The organism is Pseudomonas sp. Larv2_ips (genome assembly GCF_963879675.1).
Classification (GTDB): domain Bacteria; phylum Pseudomonadota; class Gammaproteobacteria; order Pseudomonadales; family Pseudomonadaceae; genus Aquipseudomonas.
On record NZ_CAWOAW010000027.1, the window covers coordinates 1,572,684 to 1,591,370 of the forward strand.

The following is an 18,687-nucleotide window of genomic DNA, read 5'->3' on the forward strand; positions in this document are numbered from 1 at the left end:
CAGCCAGGTCTAAGGCTTGCCGGCGTTGCTGCGAATCAGCGCGCGCACGGCAAAACGGTTGGGGTGGCAAGCCTCGGCCACGCTGCTGGGCAAGGGCAAGGGTTCGGCGTCCAGCCAGGCCGCCAGCAGCTCGGCACACAGCGGCGCGGTCACCAGGCCACGTGAGCCGTGGCCGCTGTTGATGTACACGCCGTCCAGCCACGGGCAGGGTGTGGGCGGCACGTGGCGGGCGTCCTTGCGCAGGGCCGCGTAGGCCTGATCGAAGGCCTCGCGTTCGGCCAGCGGCCCGACAATCGGTAGGTAGTCGGGGCTGGTGCAGCGGAATGCGGCGCGGCCTTCAAGCTGCTCGGCAGAGCAGGCATCGGCGCCGAGACGGTCGGCCAGGTCGAGGGAGATTTCCCGCAGCATCGCCAGATTGCCGGCGTGCTCGGCGGCGGTGGGCGTCAGGTCGTCGCTCTTGAAGTCGAAGCTGGCGCCCAGGGTGTGTTCACCCAGGCGCGCAGGGGCGACATAGCCTTCGGCGCACACCACGGTGGCCAGCGCCTGGCTCGCCGTCGTTTCTGCCAGCCGTGTGATCTGCCCGCGAATGCGTTTGAGCGGCAGGTCGGCACTGAACGCAAACCGCTTGATCTCGGCGGCACCTGCCAGCACCACCACGCTCGCGCTCGCCAGCAGGGTGTCGCCGGCCAGGGCTTGCCATTGACCGTCAACGCGCTGCAACTCAAGGGCTTCGTGATGAGGCAGCACGTCGATCAACGGGTGCTGCGCTTGCCATTGGCATAATGCCGGCGGGTGCACCCAGCCGCCCTCGGGGTAAAACAGCCCGCCGTGTTCGAGCGCCACGCCGGCGCGCGCCTGAGCTTGAGCCTGATCAAGCAGGTGCAGCAGGCCCGGCGCAAACGCGGCGGCCAACTGGGCCTGGCGCTCGGCTTCCTTGGCATTGAAGGCCAGTTGCAGCACGCCGCAACCGTCCCAATCGACGCCGCGCTGCAGGTGCTCAAGCAAGCGCCGCGTATGGCCGAAGCCGCTGAGGATCAGCTGCGAAAGCGCCGTGCCATGAGCCGAGAGCTTGAGGTAAAGCACGCCTTGCGGGTTGCCCGAGGCTTCCTGTGCCAACGCGCCGTGGCGCTCCAGCAGGCTCACACGCCAGCCACGTGCCGCCAGACTGGCCGCCGTGGCACACCCGGCCAGGCCGCCGCCGATCACCAGGGCGCTGCGCTCACCGGGCACCGGCGCCGGGCGGGCGAACCACGGTTTGCTATGGGCAGGTGGCGGCGTTTCGGCCGGCCAACCGAGGAATTCACCGCGCAGGATCTCCCACTTATGCCCGATGCCTGGCGTGCGTTTCATCTTGAACCCGGCGGCGTTGATCAACCGGCGTACCCAGCCGGTGCTGGTGAAGGTGCTGATGGTCGAACCGGGTGCCGCCAGGCGGGCCAGTTCGGCAAACAGTTCGGCGGTCCACATGTCGGGATTTTTTGCCGGGGCGAAGCCGTCGAGAAACCACGCATCGACCTGGGCATCCAGTTGTGGCAACTGCTCCAGGGCATCGCCGATCAACAGGGTCAGCGTCACGCGGCCGTTATCCAGCACCAGCCGCTGGAAGCCTGGGTGGATGGCAATGTAGTGCGCCAGCAGTTGCTCGGCGAAGGGCGCAAGCTCTGGCCAGAGGGCGAGGGCGCGTTGCAGGTCGGCGTGGCTCAGCGGGTACTTTTCCACGCTGACAAAATGCAGGCGCGCGCCCGGCACCGCATGCTGTTCGAACAGCTGCCAGGCGCACAGAAAGTTCAAGCCGGTGCCAAACCCCGTTTCGCCAATCACCAACCGCCCGTTCACCGGCAGGGCGGCAAAGCGCGTCTGCAGACGGTTCTGTTCGAGGAACACGTAGCGGGTTTCTTCAAGGCCCGACTGGTCGGAAAAATACACATCGTCGAACACCCGCGAGTGCGGGCGACCTTGGTCGTCCCAGTCGAGCTGGGCGTGGGTGATGGGGTTCATGGGCGGCTCAGAAAATAATAGCAGGCAAAAGCAAGGCGGCCATTCTAGCCGATCAATGGGCTTTGAATTGACCCACGGCACGTTGGCGTGGAATTTCCTCCCGCGCGTTGTTGCCCAATCCGCTAGTCTTGATCCAACTTGAAACGGAGCTGCCCATGTTCGAATCCGCCGAAATCGGTCACGCCATCGACAAAGACACCTATGAAGCCGAAGTGCCGGCCCTGCGCGAAGCGTTGCTGGAAGTGCAGTACGAGCTGCAGCAGCAGAAGCGCTTCCCGGTGATTATCTTGATCAACGGCATTGAGGGCGCCGGCAAGGGCGAGACCGTCAAGCTGCTTAACGAATGGATGGACCCGCGCCTGATCGAAGTGCGTACCTTTGACCAGCAGACCGACGAAGAACTGGCGCGCCCACCGGCCTGGCGCTACTGGCGGCAATTGCCGGCCAAAGGCCGCATGGGCATTTTTTTCGGCAATTGGTACAGCCAGATGCTGCAAAGCCGCGTGCACGGCGAGATCAAGGATGCACGCCTGGACCAGGCCATCGCCGGTGCCGAACGCCTGGAAAAAATGCTCTGCGACGAAGGCGCGCTGATCTTCAAGTTCTGGTTTCACCTGTCCAAGAAACAGATGAAAGCGCGGCTCAAGGCGTTGGCCGATGACCCACTGCACAGCTGGCGCATCAGCCCGCTGGACTGGCAGCAGTCCGAGACCTACGACAAATTTGTGCATTTTGGTGAGCGCATCCTGCGCCGCACCAGCCGCGACTACGCGCCGTGGCATGTGATCGAAGGGGTCGATGCGCACTACCGCAGCCTCACCGTGGGCAAGATCCTGCTCGAGGGCCTGCAAAATGCACTGAAGTTGCCCAAGGGCAAGGCCAGCGGCATGAACCCGGCGCCGTTGTTGGCCTCGGTGGATCAGAAGAGCCTGCTCGACAGCCTCGACATGACCTTGAGCCTGGACAAGGACGATTACGAAGAACAGCTGATCACCGAGCAGGCGCGTTTCTCCGGCCTGATGCGTGACAAACGCATGCGCAAACACGCGCTGGTCACCGTGTTCGAAGGCAACGATGCGGCGGGCAAGGGCGGGGCGATCCGGCGTGTGGCGGCGGCGCTGGACCCGCGTCAGTACCACATCGTGCCGATTGCCGCGCCAAGTGAAGACGAGCGTGCCCAACCGTACCTGTGGCGGTTCTGGCAGAAGATTCCGGCGCGCGGCATGTTCACGGTGTTCGACCGCTCGTGGTACGGGCGCGTGCTGGTGGAGCGCATCGAAGGTTTCTGCACCCCGGCGGACTGGATGCGCGCCTACGGCGAGATCAATGACTTTGAAGAGCAGTTGCGCGATGCCGGTGTGATCGTGGTCAAGTTCTGGCTGGCGATTGACAAGGACACCCAGCTGGAGCGCTTCCAGGCCCGCGAGAACATCCCGTTCAAGCGCTTCAAAATTACTGAAGACGACTGGCGCAATCGCGACAAGTGGGATGACTACCGTGCCGCCGTGGGCGACATGGTCGACCGTACCAGCACTGAAATCTCGCCCTGGACGCTGGTCGAAGCCAACGACAAGCGCTGGGCGCGGGTCAAGGTGCTGCGCACCATCAACCGCGCGCTGGAAGAGGCGTTCGACAAAACCGACAAGCACGACAAGAAGAAAAAGAAAAAATAGCGTTGGCGAGCGCTGACCTATGGCGAGGCAGCTTGTCGTGGCGAGCAAGCTTGCCCTGCGTTGGGCTGCGAAGCGGCCCCATAGTCGGTCAATGCGTTCTAAATGAAAGTACGCGGCGTCTGCATCAGGGCCGCTTCGCGCCCCAACGCAGGGCAAGCCTGCTCGCCACAGTGAGCGTGTCCGCCACACCATCCCACTTGGCAGAACCAGTCTGCTCATCGCCATGCTTTTGTATAGGCGGGGTGAATGATCATCGCGGTGGGGAGGGCGTGGATTTATCCTCGGTTGATCTCCCAACAACGACAAGATCGAGGTAGCCCATGCGTGAAGTAGTGATCGTCGACAGTGTGCGAACCGGCCTGGCCAAATCCTTTCGTGGCAAGTTCAACCAGACCCGTCCCGACGACATGGCGGCCCATTGCGTGAATGCACTGCTGAGCCGCAATGGCATCGACCCGGCGACGGTCGAGGATTGCATCGTCGGTGCCGGTTCCAACGAAGGCGCGCAGGGCTACAACATCGGGCGCAATGTGGCAGTGCTCTCGCAATTGGGCACGGGCACGGCAGGCATGACCCTCAACCGGTTCTGTTCCTCAGGCTTGCAGGCGATCGCGATCGCGGCCAACCAGATCGCCTCGGGTTGCAGCGACATCATCGTCGCCGGTGGCGTTGAATCGATCAGCCTGACCCTCAAAAGCGTCAACACCGACAACCTGATCAACCCGCTGCTGCAAGAGCAGGTGCCGGGCATCTACTTCCCGATGGGCCAGACCGCCGAAATCGTCGCGCGGCGCTATAACGTCAGCCGCGAAGCGCAGGACCGTTACGCCCTGCAGAGCCAGCAGCGCACCGCGCAGGCCCAGGCCGACGGGTTGTTCGACGATGAAATCGTGCCGATGGCGGTCACGTACAAGGTCGAGGATAAGCACACCGGCGCGGTGCAGATCCTTGAAGGCGTGGTGGATCGCGATGACTGCAACCGCCCGGACACCACGCTGGCCAGCCTGCAAGGGCTCAAACCGGTGTTTGCCGAAGACGGTTCGGTGACGGCTGGCAATTCCTCGCAGCTGTCCGATGGCGCGTCGATGACACTGGTGATGAGCCTGGAAAAAGCCCTGGCGCTGGGGCTCAAGCCCAAGGCGTTTTTCCGCGGGTTTACCGTGGCCGGTTGCGAGCCGGACGAGATGGGCATTGGCCCGGTGTTCTCGGTGCCCAAGTTGCTCAAGGCCAAGGGCTTGGAGGTAGCGGATATCGACCTGTGGGAACTCAACGAGGCGTTTGCCTCGCAGTGCCTGTATGCGCGCGACCGCCTGGAGATCGACAACGCCAAATACAACGTCAATGGCGGCTCGATCTCCATCGGGCACCCGTTCGGCATGACCGGTTCGCGACAAGTCGGGCATTTGGTGCGCGAGCTGCAACGGCGCAACCTGCGTTACGGCGTGGTCACCATGTGCGTAGGCGGCGGCATGGGCGCCACCGGGCTCTTCGAAGCCGTACGCTAGGTCCCACTGAAGAAACCCGGCTTAAAAATGTGGGAGCGGGCTTGCTCGCGAAAGCGGTGGATCAGTCAACACATGCAAGGCTGACCCACCGCGTTCGCGAGCAAGCCCGCTCCCACATTTGAATTGTGTCGTATCCCAATTCGTGCGCTTGCCCCTAGAATGCTGCCTCCACTTCCTCAGGCATTCGGGGCACTCATGCACATCTCTTCCGGCCGCTGGGTTTATGGCTTTGGCTTGACCCTGCTGACCGCGTTCCTGTGGGGCATCCTGCCGATCAAACTCAAACAAGTGTTGCTGGTGATGGACCCGGTCACCGTCACCTGGTTTCGCCTGGTTGTCGCCGGTAGCTGCTTGTTTATCTACTTGGCCATCACCCAACGCCTGCCCAGCCGCAAAGTGCTCGGCCCAAAAGGCGGTTGGCTGGTAGCCATGGCTGTGTGCGGGCTGGTGGGCAATTACGTGTTGTACCTGGTAGGCCTGAAAATGCTCAGCCCCGGCACGGCCCAGTTGGTGGTGCAGATGGGGCCGATCTTTCTGATGGTCGCCAGCGTGTTTGTGTTCAAGGAGCGTTTCAGCCTGGGCCAGGGTGTTGGCCTGGTGGTGTTGATCATCGGCTTCGGGCTGTTCTTCAATCAACGCCTGGTGGAAATGCTCACGTCCCTGGGCACCTACACCGCCGGGGTGCTGACGATTCTGCTCGCCACCACCATCTGGGTGTTTTACGCCTTGGGCCAGAAGCAGTTGCTGACGGTGTGGAATTCGCTGCAGGTGATGATGGTGATCTACCTGTCGTGCGCCGCGTTGCTCACGCCGTGGGCGCATCCGCTGGAGGCGCTGCAGTTGAGCCCGCTGCAAGGCTGGCTGTTGCTGGCGTGCTGCATGAATACGCTGGTGGCTTACGGTGCGTTTGCCGAAGCGTTGGCGCATTGGGAGGCCTCGCGGGTCAGTGCGACGTTGGCGCTGACGCCCTTGGTGACGTTTGTGGCGGTGGCGTTGGCGGCGTGGCTATGGCCGGCGTTTGTGCAGGCCGAAGAGATCAACGCCTTGGGCTACGTCGGGGCGCTGGTGGTGGTGCTGGGGTCGGCGACGGTGGCGCTGGCGCCGTCGTTGCTGGCGGGGCTCAGGGCTCGGCGGGTGCGGCTGGCGTCTTGATGCCGGCGTGGCGGCCGAGTCGCCGCCGCGGCTTTAGGGTGGTAAACCGGTTTAAAAGTGGGCGCTGGCTTGCCTGCGATGGCGGTATGTCAGTTGACTGGGATATTAGTCGGCGTACCTATCCATTTCTGCGGTAACGGCTGCTATTGGTTGCGCGCTTATAGCGGCTCACTGTTGGAAGGACCCAAAAGTAAGCAAAAGGTCCTCGCCTCACCACTCGGCACCTCGCCTAGGCTCGGTGTGCCCGCACGCAGGCTTGAATCCGTGGGCCGCCGCGCTGGGCCATCCTCGGCCCAGCGTGGCTAACCCGGCGTCCTGCCGGGTTAGCCACGGATTCAAGCCTGCGTGCGGCCAGCGTGGTTAATGGCGCGACTTGGATCAAAAGCAGATCAAAAGCGAGTCAAAAACCTGAGGTCAGTGGCCGGCCTCGAGCATGTTTTCCGGGCGTACCCACTGGTCGAACTCTTCATCAGTCAAGAAGCCCAGCGCCAGCGCGGCTTCACGCAGCGTCAGGCCCTCGGCATACGCCTTCTTGGCGATCTGCGCCGACTTGTCGTAGCCAATGTGCGGGTTGAGCGCGGTCACCAGCATCAGGCCGCGTTCCAGGTGTTCGGCCATTTGCTCGGCATCCGGCTCAAGGCCGGCAATGCAGTGTTCCTGGAAGTTGTTGCAACCGTCGGCCAGCAGGCGGATCGATTCCAGCAGGTTGTGGATGATCACCGGCTTGTACACGTTCAACTGCAAGTGGCCCTGGCTGGCGGCTATGCCGATGGTCACGTCATTGCCCAGCACTTGGCAGGCCAGCATCGACAGCGCTTCGCATTGGGTTGGGTTGACCTTGCCCGGCATGATCGAGCTGCCCGGCTCGTTGGCTGGCAACCTGACCTCGGCCAACCCGGCGCGCGGGCCGGAACCCAGCAGGCGCAGGTCGTTGGCGATTTTCATCAGCGCCACCGCGAGGGTTTTCAGCGCGCCGTGCAAGGTTACCAGCGGCTCGTGGCCGGAGAGGGCGGCGAATTTGTTCGGGGCGGTCACAAAGGGCAGCCCCGACAAGGCGGCCAACTCGGCAGCAATCGCCTCGCCAAAGCCGTGGGGCGAGTTGAGCCCGGTGCCGACGGCGGTGCCGCCCTGGGCCAGTTCGCACACCGGGGGCAGGGCGCTGCGGATCGCGCGTTCGGCGTAGTCGAGCTGGGCGATAAACGCCGAGACTTCCTGGCCAAAGGTGATCGGCGTGGCGTCCATCATGTGGGTGCGGCCGGTCTTGACCAGCTTCATGTGCCGCGCCGACAGCTCCGCCAGCCCACCTGACAGGTTGGTGATCGCCGGCAACAGTTGCTTGTTGATCGCCTGCACCGTCGCGATGCTCATGGCGGTGGGGAAGCAGTCGTTGGAGCTTTGGGAGCGGTTGACATGATCGTTCGGGTGCACCGGGCTTTTGCCACCGCGGGGCTGGCCCGACAGCTCGTTGGCGCGGCCGGCGATCACTTCGTTGGCGTTCATGTTGCTCTGGGTGCCGCTGCCGGTCTGCCAGACCACCAGTGGGAACTGGTCGTCATGCTGACCGTCGAGCACTTCATCGGCGGCCTGTTCGATCAGGCGGGCGATATCGGCAGGCAAGTCGCCATTGCGGTCGTTGACCCGCGCCGCTGCCTTCTTGATCAGGGCCAGGGCATGCAGCACAGCCAATGGCATGCGTTGCTCGCCGATGGCGAAATTCACCAGCGAGCGTTGGGTCTGCGCGCCCCAGTAAGCGTCATCCGGGACATGCACTTCTCCCAGGCTGTCGGTTTCGATACGGCTCATCGGGCACACTCCTTCAGGTTCGTTTGCGCAGTTTAGGCCGTGATGGGCCTTGGGGGTTCCATAAAAGACTTTTCATCGCAGGCAAGCCCTGCAAATCCAGGCCGAACAAGGCCTGGGGTTGAGCCGCGAGGTTTTTTAGGCGCAGAATGGTCGCCCTTGGGGTCTTACCTCGCCTGCTAGAAAAGGAAACTCGATGACTCGTCTTCGTGCCATCTGTACCGCGGTTGCTCTGGTTTGCGCCAGCGGCCAAGTCTTTGCCGATACCGCCAGCCATAACGCCAGTGCCGAAGCCTTCCTTACCCTGGCCCACGCTGACAAGCTGGGTACCCCGGTGTACATGCAAGTGCAGCAAATGTTCGCCCAGCGTTTCGAACAGACCAAGGCGCCTGCTGCCAAGCAGTCCGTACTGGACAGCTACCAGGCCAAGGCCAACGCCGCGCTGGACCAGGCCATCGGCTGGCCGAAGCTGAAACCGGACATGGTCAAGCTTTACACCACCAACTTCAGCGAATCCGAACTCAAGGACCTGGTTGCCTTCTACCAGTCGCCACTGGGCAAGAAAGTCCTGGAAAAAATGCCGCAGCTGACCCAGCAGTCGGCCCAGATGACCCAGGCCAAGCTGGAAAGCGCTGTGCCGGTAGTCAACAAGCTGTTGGAAGACATGACCAACGAGCTGACGCCGAAAGCCGCCGCACCGGCCAAGAAGAAGTAAGCAGGAATGAACATGCAACAGCGTATCGAAACGGCGCTCGCCGCCCTGAGCCCGCAACACGTGAGCGTGCTGGACGAAAGCCATATGCACAGCCGTGGGTTGCAGACCCACTTCAAGGCCGTGCTGGTCAGCCAGCAGTTCGAGGGGCTTAACCGCGTCAAGCGCCATCAGACGGTCTACGCCACGCTGGGTGACCTGATGAGCGAGTTTCATGCGTTGGCGCTGCATACCTACACGCCTGAAGAATGGGCGAAAATCGACGCAGCCCCGGCCTCGCCGACCTGCGCCGGAGGGCATTGAAGCAGCCACACGTTGTCAGCTGCCAGCGACAAGATTAGAGCCCTCGCAGCTGCCTTCTTGCTACAATCCCCAACGCGCCGCCCAGTCGGCGCGTTTTTTTTGCTTTTACTTGCAGCTTGCGGCTAAAAACTCGCAGCTGCCGTTATCCGGTTCACCCCTTACGAGGGTAGCCACCTGGAGAGAACACCCATGACTCAACCGATTGTCGTGGCGGCACTGTATAAGTTCGTCACCCTCGAAGATTACGTCGCCCTGCGCGAGCCACTGCTGCAGGCGATGGTCGACAACAGCATCAAAGGCACGTTGCTGATCGCCGAAGAAGGCATCAACGGCACCGTTTCCGGCAGCCGCGAAGGCATTGATGGCCTGATGGCCTGGCTGAAGAACGACCCACGCATGGACGACATCGACCACAAAGAGTCGTACTGCGATGACCAGCCGTTCTACCGCACCAAGGTCAAGCTCAAGAAAGAGATCGTGACCCTGGGCGTCGAAGGCGTCGACCCGAACAAAAAAGTCGGCACCTACGTCGACCCCAAAGACTGGAACGCGCTGATCAGCGACCCGCAAGTGCTGTTGATCGACACCCGTAACGATTACGAAGTGTCCATTGGCACCTTTGAAGGCGCGATTGACCCGAAAACCACCAGTTTTCGCGAATTTCCCGACTACATCAAAGCCAACTTCGACCCGGCCAAGCACAAGAAAGTCGCCATGTTCTGCACCGGCGGCATTCGTTGCGAAAAGGCGTCGAGCTACATGCTCAGCGAAGGCTTTGACGAGGTCTACCACCTCAAGGGCGGCATTCTGAAGTACCTCGAAGAGGTGCCGCAGGAAGAGACCAAATGGCAGGGCGACTGCTTTGTGTTCGACAACCGCGTGACTGTGCGCCACGACTTGAGCGAAGGCGACTACGATCAATGTCATGCCTGCCGTACACCGGTCAGCGTCGAAGACCGAGCGTCCGAGCACTATGTGGCTGGCATCAGCTGCCCGCATTGCTGGGATAAGCTGCCGGAGAAGACCCGTCGCAGCGCGATTGACCGGCAAAAGCAGATCGAGCTGGCCAAGGCCCGCAATATGCCGCACCCGATTGGCTTCAACTATAAGCAAACCCCTTCCGAGGCCTGACCCATGCCCGCGCGCCTGCTCTATGTGATGGACCCGATGTGTTCCTGGTGCTGGGGCTTTGCCCCGGTGGCCGAGGCGTTGGTCGAGCAGGCCCAGGCTGCGGGCGTGGAGCTGCACCTGGTGGTGGGCGGTTTGCGTACCGGCAGTGGCGCGGCGTTGGAGCCGACCACCCGGCGCTACATCCTTGAGCACTGGCAGGCGGTCACCGAGGCTACCGGTCAGCCGTTCACGCGTGAAGGCGCGCTGCCCGATGGTTTTGTCTATGACACCGAGCCCGCGTGCCGCGCCATCGTCACGGCGCGCAGCCTGGCGCCGGATTGCGCGTGGAAGCTGCTGGGGCTGATCCAGCGCGCGTTTTACGTCGAGGGCCGCGATGTGACCCTGGCCAGCGTGCTGGTAGAACTGGCCGAGGAGGCGGGCATCCCGCGTATCGAGTTTGCCGGCGCGTTCGACCGCGCCGAGCAGCACGCCGCGACGGCCGCTGATTTCACCTGGGTGCAGGATCTGGGCATTGCCGGTTTCCCGACCCTGCTGGCTGAGCGGAACGGTCAGTTGGCCTTGTTGACCAACGGCTACCAGCCGCTGTCCGAGCTGTCGCCATTGCTCGCCCGCTGGTTGGAGCGAGCCACCTGTGCATGACCAGCCCGACCGTACCGACCGACTGACCTGGGCGGAGATTCGCCGCCTGGCCCTGCGCCACAAAAAATCGCTGTGGATTGCCAACGGCGTCGCTGTGCTGGCGACCTTGTGCAGCGTGCCGATTCCATTGCTGTTGCCTCTGCTGGTAGACGAAGTGTTGCTTGGCCGTGGCGATGCCGCGCTCAAGGTGATGAACAACGTGTTGCCCCTGGGCTGGCAGAAGGCTGCCGGTTATATCGGCCTGATGCTGTTGCTGACGCTGTGCCTGCGTTGCGGCGCACTGGTATTCAACGTGGTGCAGGCGCGGCTGTTTGCGCGGCTGGCGAAGGACATTGTCTACCGCATTCGCGTGCGCCTGATCGAGCGGCTCAAGCGCATTTCCCTTGGCGAATACGAAAGCCTGGGCAGCGGCACGGTTACCACGCACCTGGTCACCGACCTGGATACGCTGGACAAGTTTGTCGGCGAGACCCTCAGCCGCTTCCTGGTGGCCATGCTCACGCTGGTCGGCACTTCGGCGATTCTGGTGTGGATGCACTGGCAGCTGGCGCTGCTGATCCTGCTGTTCAACCCGTTGGTGATCTACGCCACGGTACAGCTGGGCAAACGCGTCAAACACTTGAAGAAGCTTGAAAACGACAGCACGTCGCGCTTTACCCAGGCATTGACCGAAACCCTCGACGCGATCCAGGAAGTGCGTGCGGGCAACCGCCAGGGCTTTTTTCTCGGACGCCTCGGCCAGCGCGCCCAGGAAGTGCGCGACTACGCGATCCACTCCCAATGGAAAACCGACGCGTCCAGCCGTGCCAGTGGCCTGTTGTTTCAGTTTGGCATCGACATCTTCCGCGCTGCGGCGATGCTCACGGTGCTGTTTTCCGACTTGTCCATCGGCCAGATGCTCGCGGTGTTCAGCTACCTGTGGTTCATGATCGGGCCGGTGGAGCAACTGTTGAACCTGCAATACGCTTACTACGCGGCAGGCGGGGCGCTGACGCGGATCAACGAGCTGCTGGCGCGCGCCGATGAGCCGCAGTATGCCGGCGGCGCAGACCCGTTCACCGGGCGTGAGACTGTCGGCATCGAGGTGCGTGGCCTGAATTTCGGCTACGGCGACGAGCTGGTGCTCGATCAGTTGAACCTGGCCATTGCGCCGGGTGAGAAGGTCGCGATTGTCGGCGCCAGCGGCGGCGGCAAAAGTACCCTGGTGCAACTGCTGCTGGGGCTGTATACGCCGCAAGCCGGCAGCATTCGCTTCGGCGGGGCCACCCAGCAGGAAATCGGGCTTGCGACTATCCGCGAAAACGTCGCCGTGGTGCTGCAACACCCGGCGTTGTTCAACGACACCGTGCGCGCCAACCTGACCATGGGTCGCACCCGCAGCGATCAGGCCTGTTGGCAGGCACTGGAAATCGCCCAGCTGGATGCTACCGTCAAGGCACTGCCGCTGGGGCTGGACAGCGTAGTGGGGCGCTCCGGCGTACGGTTTTCCGGCGGTCAGCGTCAACGCCTGGCCATCGCGCGAATGGTGTTGGCCGAGCCCAAAGTGGTGATTCTGGATGAGGCCACGTCCGCCCTGGACGCCGCCACCGAATACAACCTGCACCAGGCGCTGGCGCGGTTTCTCAGTGGGCGTACTACACTGATCATCGCGCACCGGCTTTCAGCGGTGAAACAGGCTGACCGGGTACTGGTGTTTGATGGCGGGCACATCGCCGAGGATGGCGATCATCAGCAATTGATCGCCGACGGTGGCCTGTACGCCAAGCTCTACGGGCATTTGCAGCAAGTTCGGTAACGTTGGGTTTGCAATGATTGACTCTGGCAGGTACGAGAGTCTCCCCAGGAAATAGCGGCTTTCCTGCGCCGTTCGAGGTTCAGGCGCTGAATCGACCCGACGCCCTTGAGCGGATCGAGCGAATTTAGCCAAGATTGTGCTGTCAGGAGCGTTAATCACTCGCCTGTTTTTGGTGGTGCTTGTGCAAGGGACCTCATGAAGCAAAAGCGCACTCTCGGAACGACGCTAAGTACGCCTCGGTTGTTGGGCATCGTCTGGCCGTTTATCGCGGTAGTCCTGTTCCAGGCATTGCTGGGTTGCGTCAGCCTGTACATGCTCTCGGCAGTACGCGGTTATGTGGCCGGTGAAAGCCTGTGGTCCAAGGGTCAGAAAGATGCGATCTACTACCTGACCCTTTATGCCGACAACCGCGATCCGGCCACTTACCTCAAATACCAGCAAGCCATCGCCGTGCCCCAGGGCGGGCATGAATTGCGCATTGCCCTTGACCGACCCACGCCCGACCTGACTGCCGCGCGCCTGGGTATCCTCAAGGGCGGCAACCACCCTGATGACGTTTCCAGCCTGATCTGGTTGTACCTCAACTTCCGCCATTTCAGTTATCTGGAAAAAGCCATCGAGCTGTGGACCGTGGGCGATGGTTACCTGGTGCAACTGGATGACCTGGCGCGCACGATGCATCGGGCGATCAGCGCTGACCAGGCCAGCAGCACCGACGTGAAGGCCTGGAAAACGCGCATCAACGCCATCAACGACGGCGTCACGCCGGCTGCCAAAGCCTTCAGTGATGCCCTGGGCGAGGGCTCGCGTGTCATCCTGCGCCTGCTGTTGATCACTAACCTGGCCACCGCACTGGGCCTGATCGCGTTGGCCCTGCTGCGCACCCACAAGTTGCTGACCCAGCGTCATGCCTTCGCCGACGCCTTGCAGGTGGAGAAGGAGCGAGCGCAGATCACCCTCGAGTCGATCGGCGACGGCGTGATCACCACCGACGTCGACGGCGCCATTGCCTACATGAACCCCGCGGCGGAGGCACTGACTCACTGGCGCTCATCGCAGGCCCAAGGGCTGCCCCTGGCGGCGCTGTTCAAGCTGCTGGACGAAAACGCCGAGCCGGACGGCTTTACGCTGCTGGAACACATCATCAAGGGCCGGCTCAGTGGCGGCAGCGAACATTCGAAGCTGATCCAGCGCCTGGACGGCAGTACCGTGTCGGTGACGCTGGTGGGCGCGCCGATCCGCAGTGCAGGCAAGGTCAGCGGTGCGGTGCTGGTGCTGCACGACATGACTCAGGAGCGCCAATACATTGCCAACCTCTCCTGGCAGGCGACCCACGATGCATTGACCGGCCTGGCCAACCGCCGCGAATTCGAGTATCGCCTTGAGCAAGTGCTGCACCCGGCAGGGCGCCAGCAAAGCGGGCGGCATGCGTTGATGTTCCTCGACCTTGACCAGTTCAAGCTGGTCAACGACACCTGCGGTCATGCGGCGGGCGACGAATTGCTGCGCCACATCTGCGCGCTGCTGCAATCGGACCTGCGTGAGGGCGACACGCTGGCGCGGCTGGGCGGGGACGAGTTCGGCATTCTGCTGGAGAACTGCCCGGCACCTGTGGCGGAAAAGATCGCCGAGAGCCTGCGCCACACCGTGCAAAGCCTGCATTTTGTGTGGAAGGGGCGGCCCTTCATGACCACCGTCAGTATTGGTCTGGTGCACATTTCGCAAACCCCGACCACACTGGAAGCCTCGTTGCGAGCCGCCGACATGGCGTGCTACATGGCCAAGGAAAAGGGCCGCAACCGTGTGCAGGTCTACCACGCGGATGACTCGGAGTTGTCCCTGCGTTTTGGCGAGATGGCTTGGGTGCAGCGCTTGCACATGGCGCTGGAGGAGAATCGCTTTTGCCTCTACGCCCAGGAAATCTCCCCGCTGGGCCAAACCGATGGCGGCAATGGCCATATTGAAATCCTGCTGCGCCTGCACGACGAGGCCGGCCGTATCATCCTTCCCGACAGCTTTATCCCGGCCGCCGAACGTTACGGTTTAATGACTTCACTGGACCGCTGGGTGGTAGAAAACGTATTCGAGATCATCGCCCGTTGCATGCATGAGCGTGCAGGCCGACCTATGGCCATGTGTGCGATAAATCTGTCAGGGATAACTATTGGAGATGACGATTTTCTTGGGTTTTTACGTGAAAAATTCGAGGCTTACAGCATTCCGCCTGAAATGATTTGTTTTGAAATAACCGAAACCAGCGCTATAGCGAATTTGGGCAGTGCAATTCGCTTTATTAATGAACTCAAAGCCTTAGGTTGCCATTTTTCGCTCGACGATTTTTGTGCCGGAATGTCCTCATTCGCCTATCTGAAACATTTACCTGTAGACTTCCTGAAGATCGATGGAAGTTTCGTAAAGGATATGCTGGACGACCCGATTAACCGCGCTATGGTCGAAGTGATCAACCACATCGGCCATGTCATGGGTAAGCGCACAATTGCCGAGTTTGTTGAAACACCGCAAATCGAACAGGCGTTACTGGAGATAGGTGTGGATTACGCTCAGGGCTACCTGATTGAACGCCCGCAATTGTTTACCTTTGATAGCTTGCAGTGTCGACCTGTGCGGCCGCAGCCTCTGTTGTTCAAGGCGCCCGGCACATTCCGCTGAAACTTTGCTGGTCTGTACAATCACACTTAAAAAGGAGCCTTACAGTGATCGACACATTCAACAGAACCGGCCCGCTTATGGAAGCCTCGAGTTACCCCGCCTGGGCGCAGCAATTGATCCAGGACTGTAGCGAGAGCAAGCGCCGAGTTGTCGAACACGAACTGTATCAGCGCATGCGTGACAACACGCTCAGCGCCAAGACCATGCGCCATTACCTGATCGGTGGCTGGCCAGTGGTGGAACAGTTTGCCTTGTACATGGCACAAAACCTGACCAAGACCAAGTTTGCCCGTCATCCTGGGGAGGATATGGCGCGCCGGTGGTTGATGCGCAATATTCGCGTGGAGCTCAACCATGCCGACTATTGGGTGCATTGGGCCCGCGCCCACGGCGTCAGCCTCGAAGAGCTGCAAGCGCAGAACGTACCGCCTGAACTGCACGCACTGAGCCATTGGTGCTGGCATACCAGCTCGGCCGATTCGTTGATTGTCGCGATTGCCGCAACCAACTACGCGATCGAAGGTGCAACCGGGGAGTGGTCAGCGGTGGTGTGCTCGACCGGTGTGTACGCGGCAGCCTTCCCTGAGGAAGACCGCAAGCGCGCCATGAAGTGGTTGAAGATGCACGCGCAGTATGACGACGCCCACCCATGGGAAGCGCTGGAAATCATCTGCACCCTGGCCGGGATGAACCCCAGCAAAGCCCTGCAGGTAGAGCTGCGCCAGGCGGTATGCAAGAGCTACGACTACATGTATCTGTTCTTGGAAAGCTGCATGCGGTTGGAGAACGAAAAAGCAAAGGCGCCTGCGGCCGCTCGCGAGCGTCAGGTTCGCGTCGCCAGCGAGGCGTGATGTAAGCGTGATGGCGGGGTGTTTACCCCGCCATTGCCAAGCGGTTGCGGCCTTCGCGCTTGGCCACGTACAAAGCGTTGTCGGCACGGCGCAACAGGCTTTCGGCAGACTCTGCGGCCAACAGCGTCGAGCACCCCAGGCTCACGGTCAGCTCGACCCGCGTGGTATCCGCCCAATAGTCCTGAGCTTGTGCCGCCTTGCGCAGGCGCTCGCCGACCATACCTGCCGCGTCCCGGCCGGTGTTGGAGAGCAGGATCAAAAACTCTTCCCCGCCAAATCGAAACACCATGTCGACATTGCGCAGCTGGCTTTTGATCGCCCCGGCCACAGCGCGCAGTACGGTGTCGCCGGTTGCATGGCCGTGAGTGTCGTTGATCTTCTTGAAGTGATCGATATCCAGCATCAGTAGAGACAACGGGTTCATGTGCCGCCGGGCCATGTCGATCTCGCGTTGCAGGGTCTGGTCCATGGCGACGCGATTACCGGTTTCGGTCAACGGGTCACGCAGAGCGCTGCGAGTGGCGGCGCGGTAGAGCAGGGCGTTGCGCATCGGATAAAGCAACGTCGCCAGCAGCGCTTCAAGCTGGACCAGTTCGTCTTCCAGCAGGCGTTGATTGCGTCGAAATATCAGCTCGCCCAAGTGCTCACCTTCATGGCTCAAGGCATAGCTCACCGAGTGGTGGCCGCGATGGCCAAATTCCAGGCGCAGGTCGCTGGCTTCGTGGCGATACTGCAACGCATCCAAAGGCACCAGGCGCTGAATCTCGCGAAAGAACAGCCCAAGGATCCGCTGGGGCTCCAGGCTGACTTGCAATTGTTGGCTCAATTGCTGACGAAGTTGGGCGAACGACGCTGGTCGACGGGGTGGTAGGAGGGACGGCTGACCAAAGCCCAGGCGTTGCAATTTGGCACTGTCGAAGTCAATTGCGTGAGTCTGGGTCGGTGTTTTCATAAGCTATCTGCCTCTAAGCACTTAACTGTCTTACAGGCTGCGTGAGAGTGGCGAGTGCCAAGCGTCTTACTGTTCCTTCAGTTCCGTAAAACATTGGTAACAGTTTAAACCGCTTTACCAGGGGTTATAACCCCTGGGTACTGCCGCACGTCTTGTCATCGCTTAACCTGCTTGAAAGGAATTAGAGCGAGATTCATGCCATTTCGTTTAACTTAATAAAACTCCTTATAAATCAACGACCGTTTTACAGAGTAAAAACAGTCGTTGGCTACTGACGTCAGTTATTTGGCTGATTGAACCAGCGTAGTGCTGTCAATCTGATCAATCGACGTCACGCCGGTCAGTGTCATGGCCACGCGCATCTCCTTGGCGAAGATGTCCAGCAGGTTTTCAACGCCGTGCTGGCCATCGGCAGCCAATGCATAGGCCGTCGCGCGTCCCAGCAGGCAGGCCTTGGCACCCAGTGCGAGCATGCGCACCACATCCAGCCCGGAACGGATGCCCGAGTCGACCAGTACCGTCAGGTCATCGCCAACCCCATCGGCGATCGGCGGCAAGGCTCTGGCGGTAGAGAGCACGCCATCAAGCTGACGGCCGCCGTGGTTGGAGACCACGATACCGTCGGCGCCGAAACTCACCGCATCCTTGGCGTCCTGTGGGTCGAGAATGCCTTTGATGATCATCGGGCCTTTCCAGAATTCACGGATCCACTCCAGGTCTTTCCAGCTGATCGACGGGTCGAAGTTGTTGGCCAGCCAGCCGATGTAATCTTCCAGATGAGTCGGCTTGCCGAGGTATTTTGAGATGTTGCCCAGGTCGTGCGGGCGGCCCATCAGGCCTACGTCGAAGGCCCATTGCGGTTTGGTGACCGCCTGCAGCATGCGTCGCGACGCCGCGAACGGCCCGGACATGCCGGAGTGGGCATCGCGGTAACGCGCGCCAGGCGTCGGCATGTCCACGGTGAATACCAGTGTGGTGACCCCGGCAGCCTGCGCGCGCTCCAGCGCATTGCGCATAAATCCACGGTCCTTGAGCACATAGAGCTGGAACCAGATCGACTGCGGGCTCTGCGATGCCACTTCTTCAATCGAGCACACCGACACCGTCGACAAGCAAAACGGAATGCCCTGGTTCGCCGCTGCCTTTGCCGCTTGCACCTCACCACGCCGCGCGTACATGCCGGTAAGCCCCACCGGGCTCAGAATCACCGGCATGACCAGTTCCTGGCCGAACAGGTGGGTCTTGAGGCTCAGGTTGTCGACGTTGCGCAGGATACGCTGGCGCAGGCTGATCTCGGCCAGGTCCGAACTGTTGGCGCGCATCGTGTGCTCGGCGTAGGCGCCGCCGTCGATGTAGTCGAACAGAAAGCGCGGCAGCTTGCGCTTGGCGGCTGCGCGGTAATCGGAAGCGGACGAGATGATCATCAACAGTGTCTCCACAAGGCAAGGTGGGTTCAGCATAAGGAAATATCTGGCATGATAAAAACAACTTTTATCGCTAGTAGCC

Annotated in this window: 14 protein-coding genes; 10 read left to right on the forward strand and 4 right to left on the reverse strand. The window is 61.4% G+C overall.

Annotation, left to right across the window (positions count from 1 at the left end; all coding sequences use genetic code 11):
• Window positions 1-9: 9 nt before the first annotated feature.
• Window positions 10-1,998, reverse strand: a complete 1,989-nt coding sequence (mnmC, locus tag AACV02_RS24035) for a bifunctional tRNA (5-methylaminomethyl-2-thiouridine)(34)-methyltransferase MnmD/FAD-dependent 5-carboxymethylaminomethyl-2-thiouridine(34) oxidoreductase MnmC (RefSeq protein WP_119742392.1) — start codon at window positions 1,996-1,998, stop codon at window positions 10-12.
• Between the two features lie 155 nt (window positions 1,999-2,153).
• Between mnmC and pap the strand changes: the two genes are divergently transcribed.
• The 3 genes from pap (at window position 2,154) to AACV02_RS24050 (ending at window position 6,328) form a co-directional block, all read left to right on the forward strand.
• A complete protein-coding gene (pap, locus tag AACV02_RS24040) occupies window positions 2,154-3,671 on the forward strand; it encodes a polyphosphate:AMP phosphotransferase (RefSeq protein WP_119742394.1) in 1,518 nt (505 codons plus the stop codon).
• Between the two features lie 320 nt (window positions 3,672-3,991).
• The gene (locus AACV02_RS24045; RefSeq protein ID WP_119742396.1) at window positions 3,992-5,176 is read left to right on the forward strand and encodes a thiolase family protein; all 1,185 of its coding nucleotides are present in this window, start codon (window positions 3,992-3,994) and stop codon (window positions 5,174-5,176) included.
• Window positions 5,177-5,371: 195 nt separating this feature from the next.
• On the forward strand, window positions 5,372-6,328 hold the full coding sequence (locus AACV02_RS24050; RefSeq protein WP_119742398.1) for a DMT family transporter: 957 nt from the start codon (window positions 5,372-5,374) through the stop codon (window positions 6,326-6,328).
• Window positions 6,329-6,742: 414 nt separating this feature from the next.
• Here AACV02_RS24050 and AACV02_RS24055 read toward each other — a convergent pair whose 3' ends face one another.
• The gene (locus AACV02_RS24055) at window positions 6,743-8,131 is read right to left on the reverse strand and encodes a class II fumarate hydratase (protein ID WP_119742400.1); all 1,389 of its coding nucleotides are present in this window, start codon (window positions 8,129-8,131) and stop codon (window positions 6,743-6,745) included.
• Window positions 8,132-8,324: 193 nt separating this feature from the next.
• Here AACV02_RS24055 and AACV02_RS24060 point away from each other — a divergent pair, with 193 nt between their 5' ends.
• The 7 genes from AACV02_RS24060 (at window position 8,325) to AACV02_RS24090 (ending at window position 16,229) form a co-directional block, all read left to right on the forward strand.
• The gene (locus AACV02_RS24060; RefSeq protein WP_003236690.1) at window positions 8,325-8,843 is read left to right on the forward strand and encodes a DUF2059 domain-containing protein; all 519 of its coding nucleotides are present in this window, start codon (window positions 8,325-8,327) and stop codon (window positions 8,841-8,843) included.
• Window positions 8,844-8,849: 6 nt separating this feature from the next.
• Window positions 8,850-9,143, forward strand: a complete 294-nt coding sequence (locus tag AACV02_RS24065) for a BolA family protein (RefSeq protein WP_106576556.1) — start codon at window positions 8,850-8,852, stop codon at window positions 9,141-9,143.
• A gap of 189 nt (window positions 9,144-9,332) precedes the next feature.
• The gene (gene trhO / locus AACV02_RS24070; RefSeq protein WP_119742402.1) at window positions 9,333-10,274 is read left to right on the forward strand and encodes an oxygen-dependent tRNA uridine(34) hydroxylase TrhO; all 942 of its coding nucleotides are present in this window, start codon (window positions 9,333-9,335) and stop codon (window positions 10,272-10,274) included.
• A 36-nt stretch (window positions 10,275-10,310) separates the two neighbouring features.
• Window positions 10,311-10,913, forward strand: a complete 603-nt coding sequence (locus AACV02_RS24075) for a DsbA family protein (RefSeq protein WP_177410076.1) — start codon at window positions 10,311-10,313, stop codon at window positions 10,911-10,913.
• The gene (locus tag AACV02_RS24080; protein WP_119742404.1) at window positions 10,906-12,708 is read left to right on the forward strand and encodes an ABC transporter ATP-binding protein; all 1,803 of its coding nucleotides are present in this window, start codon (window positions 10,906-10,908) and stop codon (window positions 12,706-12,708) included. Before AACV02_RS24075 ends, AACV02_RS24080 begins: the two co-directional genes overlap by 8 nt.
• A gap of 195 nt (window positions 12,709-12,903) precedes the next feature.
• Window positions 12,904-15,378, forward strand: a complete 2,475-nt coding sequence (locus tag AACV02_RS24085) for an EAL domain-containing protein (protein WP_119742406.1) — start codon at window positions 12,904-12,906, stop codon at window positions 15,376-15,378.
• Between the two features lie 77 nt (window positions 15,379-15,455).
• Window positions 15,456-16,229 carry a TenA family transcriptional regulator gene (locus tag AACV02_RS24090; protein ID WP_234452688.1) on the forward strand — a complete coding sequence of 258 codons (774 nt, stop codon included), beginning with the start codon at window positions 15,456-15,458 and terminating at the stop codon, window positions 16,227-16,229.
• A gap of 22 nt (window positions 16,230-16,251) precedes the next feature.
• Here AACV02_RS24090 and AACV02_RS24095 read toward each other — a convergent pair whose 3' ends face one another.
• The gene (locus AACV02_RS24095; RefSeq protein ID WP_106576562.1) at window positions 16,252-17,181 is read right to left on the reverse strand and encodes a GGDEF domain-containing protein; all 930 of its coding nucleotides are present in this window, start codon (window positions 17,179-17,181) and stop codon (window positions 16,252-16,254) included.
• A 281-nt stretch (window positions 17,182-17,462) separates the two neighbouring features.
• A complete protein-coding gene (lldD, locus tag AACV02_RS24100; protein ID WP_119742408.1) occupies window positions 17,463-18,605 on the reverse strand; it encodes an FMN-dependent L-lactate dehydrogenase LldD in 1,143 nt (380 codons plus the stop codon).
• Between the last annotated feature and the right edge of the window lie 82 nt (window positions 18,606-18,687).